The sequence below is a fragment of the Zymomonas sp. genome, assembly GCF_020216885.1.
Lineage (GTDB): Bacteria > Pseudomonadota > Alphaproteobacteria > Sphingomonadales > Sphingomonadaceae > Zymomonas.
Map to the genome: position 1 here is coordinate 1 of NZ_JAIWON010000100.1, position 10,000 is coordinate 10,000.

Genomic DNA, 10,000 nt, shown 5'->3' on the forward strand with positions numbered 1-10,000 from the left:
GAAGCGACTTGCCAGGCTCGATGCATCAATTCCGCAGCCACCGCTTCTTCAAAGGGTGAGTCATATCCGCCCAAAGAGCCGTGGACTGCTTCCGAGAAGGCTTGCGGGCCTCGATCAGCAAATTCGATGAAATGTTTCAGATCAATAACCGCCCGCGAAGTCGTCCGGTTTAAATCAATCATTTCAGGGCCAAAGGAGGTAAATAAAATCATTTCCTGTCTGGCGCGGGTCAAGGCAACATTCAGCCGCCGCCACCCCCCTTCGGCAGACAGCGGGCCAAAGGACATCAGCATTGTCGGTGAACCGGGTTCTGTCGGGCCAAAACCGATTCCGATAATCACCAAATCGCGTTCAATCCCTTGAACCGTTTCCAGATTACGAACCGTAACAGGCTCTGGCAGTAAATCGCTGAAATGAGATTCAATTTCAGGGTGATCGCGGCGGGCTTTATCCAGCAAATCTTCAACCAATCTTTGCTGGTCACTATTCAAGGTAATAATTCCCAAAGACCAGCCTTGCCGGTTAAATTCGGGATCAGTCAAACGGGCTACAGCCTCATCCACCATGGCTTGGGCTTCAATAGCATTCACGCGATTCCGGCCACGACTATAAACCCCGTTCACCCGCCGCCAATGCACAGCCGTTTCTTTCCTGACCGGAGCCGGAAAAGTAATCAGACTGCCATCATAATAACTATGGTTTGAAAAGGCGATCAGGCTTTCATGACGGCTGCGGTAATGGAAATTCAAAGAATGCATCGGGATACCCGCGCTTAAACATTCATCAAGAATACTTTCCATGTCCCGTTCGGTATCAGCCACCAGATCATCATTTTGCACCGAACGATTAAAAAAGCTGGTCGGCGGCATTTGACGCGGATCACCGGCAACAATAACCTGTTTTCCTCTCGCCATCGCGCCGATAGCATCCCAAGGCGCAATTTGCGAAGCCTCATCAAAAATGACCAGATCAAATAACGCATGGTCAGGCGGTAAAAACTGGGCAACCGATAATGGACTCATCAGCATACAAGGTGCCAAGCGTCCAAAATCATCACCCATTTCACTAATCAACTGCCGGATAGGCATAGGATGCTTTAACTGAAGCTGTCTTTTTAAAATGGCATAACCAGCGGGCAAACCGTTATTTTCATCAACCGCAATATTTTTAGCTAACTGCGCCCGAATATATTGCACCGATAATTCAGACACACGGTCATCGACTTTTCGGAAAGCTGCAATATCAGCCATCTGCATAGCCGAAGAGAAACGCCGCAATCGCGGTTCAGCATCAATCAGATTACTGGCAAACCAGCGCGCATAACCGGCTTCAAAGGCCGAAGAGACTTGATCGCTCGGAATAGAATGATCTTCAATAGCATCAACCAAAGGTTTTAACCCTGTTGATACCGCCTCATAACGAATCCGTTGCCAATTCGCCCAAGCCTGCAAACGGTTTTCATAGCTGATAATGGTTTCAGCCAGTTCGAGCCATGCCTTCGGATCGTTGGGCATGTCGGAATCTGCTAAAGAGACAAAACTATCCTTGGCTCTATCTAATATTTGCAAAGCACTTTTCAGCCGCCGCGCGGCAATTATCAAAGGAGAAGCCGGATCTAATAACGCATTCGCTTCCATAACTAGATTTTTGACAGCTTGCCGTAATTCGATCAAATGCGCTGGATTAGCCGCCTGCGCTGCAACCGCAGCCTCCAATTCTTCAGCAAAAGCACATTCATCGGATATCATCGAAAGATTGCTGCTAACACCTTTCCAGCCAGAAAAATATTTCAAGGCTGGCATTGTTTTTCTCAAGTGATAGAGTTTTTCATAGAGCCGACCCATCATCACCAGACGTGGCAGATCATGCGCCGCATCAATCCGACCTTTGGTGCGACCTGCTTTTGCCAAATGTTTGATAATTTTTTTCTTTTCAAAAACAGAAAAGAACCAGAAACGCTGATCGGCTTTTTCCCATTCCTGCCATAAGCGGCGCGGATGTGTGCGTAGCCGTCTTAGAATATCGCGATCATAGCGGACAGACAGACCAGAAGCCTCTTTGCGATAGCTTTTTAAAATAGAAATAAGTTGATAGGCGGCTTCGATGATTTTGTTTTTTTCGGCAGAAAAAGCCAAATAGCAATTTTTGCCATAGGCTTTTCCCAATAAATGGACAAAATGGCTTAATTGCTCCAATCCGTCCCGACTATCAGCCATAATCGGCAAATTAGAAGCCTCGATAATCGCTTCTTTGGCAGCCATGACTTCTAAAACAGCATTTTTTAACTTCTTAGCTGCAGCAACAATAGATTCCTGCCAACCATTCGACCATTCGCTTACCGTTACCGCATCGAAATCCTGCGGAATATCTTCAACTTCCTGCCAAGCCAGCCCTAAACGTTGCGCCAGATCACGAAAATGGGCGAGGTCTTGCTCACTATGTTGCAGCGGATGATAAAAATTCAGACGAGGCACTGCACGGCCACCATCCCGAACAACAACGCCAATAGCTTGATAAAGAGTCAATCCATTGGGTTGGCGTTGATGCAGCAAATGAACGACTTCATTAAGATTGTCGCGCAATTGTCGCAGCTTTTCTGCTTCACTTTTCCAGTCAGCTTCGGGGATATCTCGACTGGCCGCCCAAGCCCGATTAAGCTGTTTGATAACTTCGCTACGGGTAGCCTTACTGGAATGAAGCTCCAGACAGAAATCACCTAATCCATTGGCATTTAAACGCCGCTGAACGACATCAAGCGCGGCCTTTTTCTCTGCCACGAATAAAACGCGCCGCCCCAAAGCCAGATTATGAGCAATAATATTGGCGATAGTCTGGGATTTCCCTGTCCCCGGAGGGCCATCCAAAACAAAATCACAGCCTTTAGCCGAGGCCACAATAGCCGCTAATTGAGAGCTATCTGCAGGTAAAGGGGTAAATAATTCACCAGGATTAACGGTTTTATCCAGCGTTTCGGCAGTTGGGAAATGCTTATTTTTAGGTAAATTCTCTTTTGTCCGGTCTAATAAATAATGGACAAGAGGACTTTCCTTTAACTGATCGGAACGATCGGTTAAATCTTTCCACATCAGATATTTAACAAAGGAAAAAGTGCTTAAACTGACTTCGGGAATCAGTTCGAAACCTTTAATATCCCGAATAGCATGACGGATAATATTCCATATCGCGGCAATATCAATCAATCCGTCTTGCTCTGGCAAAGCCTTATTCAACTCTGGTATCGTCAGGCTAAAATCATGCCGCAACATCTCCAGAAGTGTCAGATTAAAACGGATTTCATCTTCATGCCTGACCAGAACCAAACCGGACAAGGCATTTTTCCGTTCCAATGTTACGGGCAATAAAACCAAAGGTGCGAGATACTCCCGCGTTTCTTCAGGATGCCGTTTCCATTTCAGAAAACCGATTGCCAAAAACAAGGTATTCGCCCCGCCTTCGTCAATATCGCTTCTAGCTTTCCGATAAAGATCAATCAAAGCGGCTTCTAGGGCATTAGCTGAAAGCGAAGACATAATTTCGCCTTTAGCCATGGCCGCTTCTGCCATTTCTTGAAGCAAATCGCTCTGATTTTGTGACGCATACAGTTCTTTATCGCGCCCATTGGCCGAAAAATCCGGCATTGCTACGATTTTCAGCTTTTTACCGTCACTTAATCCGATTTCCAGCTTCATCGGGTCTGAACAGATCAAAGGCACCTGTTTGCTTTTGGCAGGCAGATTTAACAGGCGATTACGCGGCGTTAATTCCAATAATTTACGCTGCCAACTTGTCAGCCGATCTTTCGCGACAGCATCACTTTCCGACCTTTCGACATCAAAAGCGGGTAATACTGGCGCAGTTTCAAAGGCTTCTGCCGCTTCCCATTCAGATGGCGAAAATTCTTCACCATTCCCCGACAAGCTATTTAAAGGCCGAATTTTTTGTAAACGCGCCCGATGAATATCGATAGCCATAACAAAATCGGAGGCACGCTCTTCGGCAATTTTTTTTAAGGCCTCTCGCTCGGCAACCGACAAAGCAGAAGGTATCCGCTGCAATAAAAGCCGCGAATCCAATAACAGCATATCTTTCAAATCGACCCGCCGTCTTAAGGCTGCCGCTTCATCGGTAATAAGGGAAGCAAATTCAATCGGCTGTAACCAGACGCCTACCAAAACGGCCTCTCGTAACAAAACGACCAAGGCGTTTAATCCGGCTTTTTCTAACACTGCGGCCAAAAGTAAGGCCGTATCAAGGCTATTAGCAATCTGCCCTGATATAATTCGTTCAGGCGTCCGTATTTTCTGACCATTTTCAGCATATTGGTCAGGCATAGGTGCTTCAGATAGATGCAAGCCGCAAAGTGCCGACCAAATAGCCGAGGTTATTTCCCAAACCCGTTCCCGCGATTGCGACTGGTAACCTTCAATCGAGGCTACTCTTCCCGCTTTTTCCAAAACATCAGAAGCCGATTTCAAGACGGAATCAATGACTGGATCATTCGGCATAACAAAGGCAGGCAGCAATTCCGACATCGTCTTATAACCACCCCATTGATCATAAGACAGAAGTTCAACCGGCAAGACGGTTTCGGCTAGAATAGTATCGCCTTTGACAAGCGAGAAAGTCAGATGAGTCGTCAGATTTTCGTTTAAATCATGCAGAAAACCGGCATCCAAAATTACCGGCTGCAAAGCAAGCTGATAGCTCTCTTCTTTTTTTAAAAGAGGAATCCTCCAACGGACTTCTTCAATAAAGGGTAAATCCGCTTTCAGGATCAAGGTCAAATCCTGAAAATCTTCCGAGGTCGGATTGGTTATTTCCAAATCGTGAATTAACGGGACCGCATTCTGATGAGAAGCAAAACCAATTTTACTGGCGACAGAAACGCCAATTTTGATACGCATGCACAATAATCCCGAACCTCGCGCATGGACAGACGCTTGGTTATCCTCACCCGAAACAACAGCCAATATAAGACAAGCCTTGCCCAAATACCCTATAGAACTTGATAGCAAGCGTTATTCAATCGCTTTTTCATCATAAAAGCTGAAAAAAGGCAAAAAAAGATAATTTACTGAAAAAACATAGGGATATTGAAGAAAACAAGATCAGGGGAATCTCTGTCTAGACATGCTTTACTTGCGGCGCACACCATCCGGGTAAATAGGAAGCCTTTTTATCATGGGCAAGAATCAAGGCTTTTTCCAAGAAATCATTGAAATTATGCGCAATGTCGGCTCCGCTAAATTGCCGCCGCAAATAATCCGCCCATAAAAATTCACTAAAAGGCGTCACGTCTTTGGCATATCCTCCAGCACGGCGCAAAGATCCAGCCAGCGAACGATAAGGATCGTCTTTCATATCGGTCAGACTATCAGGAATATCCTGATAACTACGGCGGACGCCCTTTTCATCGAAAGGATGCATCCAGCGCTGGCTATCCATCACAAACCAGAAATGATCTTTTTCCAAAGAAGAAAGATCGGCCATCACGGATAAGGCAACTTTAGTCACACCCTCTTCTAAAAGCGCGCGGCATAGATGGTGATGATCGACAACAAAAGGCTGACTTTGTTCTCCCAGAACTACGGGAATTAAATGGCTGCCAAGATAAAGAGATTTTTTATCATCCTCTTTCTCTCGCCAATTTTCGCGTTTATTTTCGACTTCCCGCATACCAACCGAAATCTGGGTAGGATGCAAGTCAGTCAAAGCGGCTGTCAAAAGCACAGGTTCGCGGATATCAGCCATATTCTCTCCTTTATCGGGATAAATGAGACATGCATCCAATTGGTGGGATCGTTTTCTTCAGCTTCTAGACAGTAATATTCTTGAAAAATATTTTCTTCTACAAAAGAAATATATCAAAAAATGAAAGACATTATCTATCGTCAAGCCTGTCCTATTTTTGTCGCCAAACGATAAAAATCGACCCCAGCCTGTTGATATCCCTGCTGCCAACGATTTTCTGCCGGACAAGAGAAGAGTAATTGGTCATCCACTTTGGAAAGAAACCAATCTGCCTGCTTCATTTCCTGATCCAGTTGACCAGCACCCCACCCAGCATAGCCCAAAGCAACCAGCCAATGCTGGGGTCCTTCTCCACGACTAAGGGCATGAAGCACGTCGAGAGTACAGGTCAAAGCCCAATCCTGCCCAACCATCATGCTATCAGAACTATGCCAATCGCGACTATGCAAGACCATCCCGCGTTGGGGTTCACAGGGGCCGCCATCATGGACAGGTCGATCAGGAACAAGGCCGGGCTGAATACCCAATTGATGCATCAAAGAATGCAAAGTCACATCGGGAATAATGCGACCAATATTCAGCCCCAAAGCCCCTTTTTCATTAAAGGCACATAAAGCGATAACCGCTTTTTGAAATTCGACATCTCTCATATTGGGCAAAGCCAAAAGCAATAATCCGCTTAGCTCTGGACAAGGATCAGTAACCATAAGAAAGGGTCATAGTCTTCTCATAAAGACGGATGCAAGTCTTCGGATTCATCCTCAGAAGAAGACATATCCTGATACAAAAAACCGAAGCGTTCGATAAAACGCCCCCAATTTTCATCCGACATTCTGACGTCGAATTCCATTTTCCCGGTCTCATCATTCATCACGTCACTGACAACATCGCCATGGGCATAAAGCCAAGCCATAGCCTGACCTTCTGTCACAGGAAGATCAATATGACGCAGACGATGGGCTTCTGACAGTCTCTGGGAAACCAACTCCCGTAAGTCTTCTATGCCTTCACCTGTCCATGCCGATATCAAGGCAACATCATCACGACGCGCGGCTTCAGCAGCAAGGCTTTCATGAGCTTCTTCGGATAAAAGATCACTTTTATTCCAAGCCTCAATAACCGGAATAGCAAATTCCCCGCCTTCTTCGACAGGGGCAATCCCGATTTCAGCCAAAACACGCTCAACATCTTCGCGCTCGGATTCACTATCTTCTTGGGCGATATCGCGGACATGCAGAATAAGATCAGCCGCGGTAACTTCTTCCAAAGTCGCCCGAAAGGCCGCAACCAACTGGGTCGGCAAATCAGAAACAAAACCCACCGTATCTGACAAAATAGCCTTATCAATACCAGGTAAAGCAATCTGGCGCATCGTTGGGTCAAGGGTTGCGAAAAGCAAATCCTTGGCCATGACATCGGCTCCAGTCATACGGTTAAACAGGGTCGATTTTCCGGCATTAGTATAACCGACCAAGGCAACGACCGGCCAAGGGGCTTTTTTCCGTCTTGCCCGATGCAATCCACGCGTTCGCGTTACCTGTGCCAAATCACGCCGCAATTTTGCCATGCGGTCACGGATCATGCGGCGATCGGCTTCAATTTGGGTTTCACCCGGGCCGCCTAAAAATCCAAAGCCCCCTCTTTGACGCTCCAAATGCGTCCATGTCCGAACCAAACGACCCGCTTGATAATCCAAATGGGCAAGCTCGACCTGCAAACGCCCTTCAGCGGTTGCTGCACGCGCACCAAAAATTTCAAGGATAAGACCGGTTCGGTCGATAACCTTCACATCCAAAGAGGTCTCAAGATTGCGCTGCTGAATCGGCGTCAAAGGGCCATCGACAATGACCAGATCGACTTCTTCATCTCTTGCTGCGGTGACAATCTGCTCAACCTGCCCTGGACCAAACAAAGTCGAGGCTTTTGGGGCGCGCAAATGGAAAGCTAATTTGGAAACAACATCCAACCCGATGGCACAGGCCAGACCAGTTGCCTCTTCCAATCTAGCTTCGGTCGAACGCTTGTTATTATCTTCCAATTCAGGAAGAACGATCAATACGCGGGCGCCATGTGAAACGCCATCGGCTTCGGAACGGACAAAACCACTCAATCCTCGTCTCGCCTTTCTGTCATTGTCAAATCTACAGATTTCACAGGCTGCACTGTTGAAACCGCATGTTTATAAACCAGCTGCGCGTCGTCATTACGGGTCAATAAGACGCAGAATAGATCAAAGGCGGCAATTTCACCTTGTAACATGACCCCGTTTATCAAAAACATCGTCACCGGTTCTTGCTGCTGCATAATCGCCGATAAAAAGACATCCTGAAGCAAACTGGATTTACGTTCAGCCATCAAACTGCGACTTTCGCGTAGCTGTTCCAGTGGATGCGCCGGAATAATGGTAGAAATAGCGTGTTTATAGACCAGCTGTGACTGACCATCTCTCCGCAGCAGAATAGAAAAATTGTCAAACCAGGTGATAACACCCTGTAATTTAACGCCTTTTACCAAAAACATCGTCACCGGTGTGCGGGTCTTGCGCAAGGTATTAAGGAAAAAATCCTGAAGATTATTGACCTTTTCGGCCATTGTCCGGTTCTCCGGTTTGTTGGCTGGACAAAATCATTACAAAACATCCACGCCCAGCAAATATGGATGCACGCCTATGTGAAGAGTCTTTCAAGAGGTGATAATATAGTTTAAAATTTCAAATGTTACAGAAACAATTTACTAGGCCAATCCATTTTTCTATCCTTTATTACAAAGGACAATGAAATATTATTTAATTATCATAGAATTGAAAAAGAAAAGAAAAACACTATCGGAATTTCGTTAAAATAGTCCCTCTCCGATGATTTTCAAGTCAATAAAAGAATTTCGGGCTCTTTCCGGCGCGATAAAAAAAGCCGGATCCAGTTTCCCAGATCCGGCTTCATTATCTTTTATGCTAGAAGTCTTTCAAAAAAAACCAACACTAAAGTCTTTATAGCGAGTTCATATTATAAGCCCGCTCGTCATGCTCGCTGATATCCAGCCCCATCGCTTCTTCTTCCTTGGTAACACGCAAACCAACCAGTTTATCAACGATGTAAAAGGCAATAGCAGAACCGATAGCTGACCAAATAACGGCAACCACTACGGCAAAAATCTGCAAGAAGAGCTGATGTCCGATCATATAATCGGCTTTACCGGGCCCCCCCAATAATGGTGAACAGAATAAACCCGTCGCAACAGAACCGATAATGCCCCCAACGCCATGAACACCAAACGCATCAAGCGCATCATCAAATTTTAATTTGGGTTTGACATAGACGACCATCCAAAAGCAGCCGAAAGAAGCCAAAGCCCCGATAGCGATAGCGCCCATCGGGCCCGCATTACCGGCGGCAGGCGTAATGGCAACCAGACCGGCGATAGCACCGGAACAAGCCCCAAGCAGCGACGGCTTACGACCAACGAGAGCTTCGGTTGCAATCCAAACCAAGATAGCGGCGGCTGTCGCAACAAAGCTGTTTATCATGGCTAAACCAGCAGAAGCATTGGCACCCAAGGCTGAACCTGCGTTAAAGCCAAACCAACCAACCCATAACAATCCGGTTCCGATCAGGGTCATCATCATAGAATGAGGCGCCATCAATTCTTTGCCATAGCCGCTCCGTTTACCGACCATCAAGCATCCAACCAAAGCCGCAATACCCGCATTGATATGAACAACCGTCCCACCGGCGAAATCCAGAACGCCCATTTTGAAGAAATAACCGTCAGAAGACCAAACCATATGGGCGAGCGGCAAATAAACCAAAACCAACCAAAGCGGGGTGAAAAGCATTACTGCCCGAAATTTAATTCTTTCAGCAAAACCACCCAAAGCCAAAGTCGCCGTAATCGCGGCAAAAGTCATCTGGTAACAGACAAAAACATATTCCGGTATCGTACCATTGATGCTGTCTGGCGTTACCTTTTTCAAAAAGGCATTGGTCAAGTTACCAAAGAAAGGAGATGACCCGCTAAAGGCCAAAGAATATCCAATTAAAGGCCATAAAACCATGACAAGAGCGGTCATGCACAACATCTGGGTCAAAAGAGAAAGCGCATTTTTTGCTCGAACCATGCCGACATAGAATAATGCCAACCCCGGAATAATCATCAACAAGACAAGCGCTGTTGATATCAACATCCAGGCGGTATCCCCGCTATTTACAGCGGCCGGCGTTTCCGCCAAAGCCGGAACAGCACAAGATAACAA

General features: G+C 46.3%; 7 protein-coding genes. 1 reads left to right on the top strand and 6 read right to left on the bottom strand.

Annotated elements, in window-relative coordinates; translation table 11 throughout:
- Positions 1–4,904 (bottom strand): DUF4011 domain-containing protein (locus LDL18_RS05405; protein ID WP_296507545.1); only part of this gene is annotated, 4,904 nt, incomplete at its 3' end.
- Here LDL18_RS05405 and LDL18_RS05410 point away from each other — a divergent pair.
- The gene (locus tag LDL18_RS05410; protein WP_296507547.1) at positions 4,894–5,043 is read left to right on the top strand and encodes a hypothetical protein; all 150 of its coding nucleotides are present in this window, start codon (positions 4,894–4,896) and stop codon (positions 5,041–5,043) included. The two genes, LDL18_RS05405 and LDL18_RS05410, sit on opposite strands and share 11 nt — an antisense overlap.
- An 81-nt stretch (positions 5,044–5,124) precedes the next feature.
- Here the strand turns inward: LDL18_RS05410 and LDL18_RS05415 are convergent, their stop codons facing one another.
- From LDL18_RS05415 to LDL18_RS05435, 5 genes are all read right to left on the bottom strand, one after another.
- Positions 5,125–5,751 (bottom strand): ParB-like protein, encoded by a 627-nt coding sequence (locus LDL18_RS05415; protein WP_296507549.1) that lies wholly within the window; start codon positions 5,749–5,751, stop codon positions 5,125–5,127.
- A gap of 140 nt (positions 5,752–5,891) precedes the next feature.
- Entirely contained in the window at positions 5,892–6,458 is a 567-nt protein-coding gene (locus LDL18_RS05420; protein ID WP_296507551.1) for a YqgE/AlgH family protein, read from the bottom strand.
- Between the two features lie 20 nt (positions 6,459–6,478).
- Positions 6,479–7,861: a GTPase HflX gene (hflX, locus tag LDL18_RS05425; protein ID WP_296507553.1), complete on the bottom strand. Its 1,383-nt coding sequence runs from the start codon at positions 7,859–7,861 to the stop codon at positions 6,479–6,481.
- Positions 7,858–8,343, bottom strand: coding sequence for an RNA chaperone Hfq (gene hfq / locus LDL18_RS05430; RefSeq protein ID WP_011240270.1), 486 nt, complete (start codon positions 8,341–8,343; stop codon positions 7,858–7,860). Before hfq ends, hflX begins: the two co-directional genes overlap by 4 nt.
- Positions 8,344–8,737: 394 nt before the next feature.
- A partial coding sequence (locus LDL18_RS05435; RefSeq protein WP_296507555.1) for an ammonium transporter occupies positions 8,738–10,000 on the bottom strand: 1,263 nt, incomplete at its 5' end.

What these genes read in the sequence shown, in the direction of transcription:
- LDL18_RS05415 (WP_296507549.1), bottom strand. Translation starts at nt 5,751, where the DNA reads ATGGCTGATATCCGCGAACCTGTGCTTTTGACAGCCGCTTTGACTGAC.
- LDL18_RS05420 (WP_296507551.1), bottom strand. Translation starts at nt 6,458, where the DNA reads ATGGTTACTGATCCTTGTCCAGAGCTAAGCGGATTATTGCTTTTGGCT.
- hfq (WP_011240270.1), bottom strand. Translation starts at nt 8,343, where the DNA reads ATGGCCGAAAAGGTCAATAATCTTCAGGATTTTTTCCTTAATACCTTG.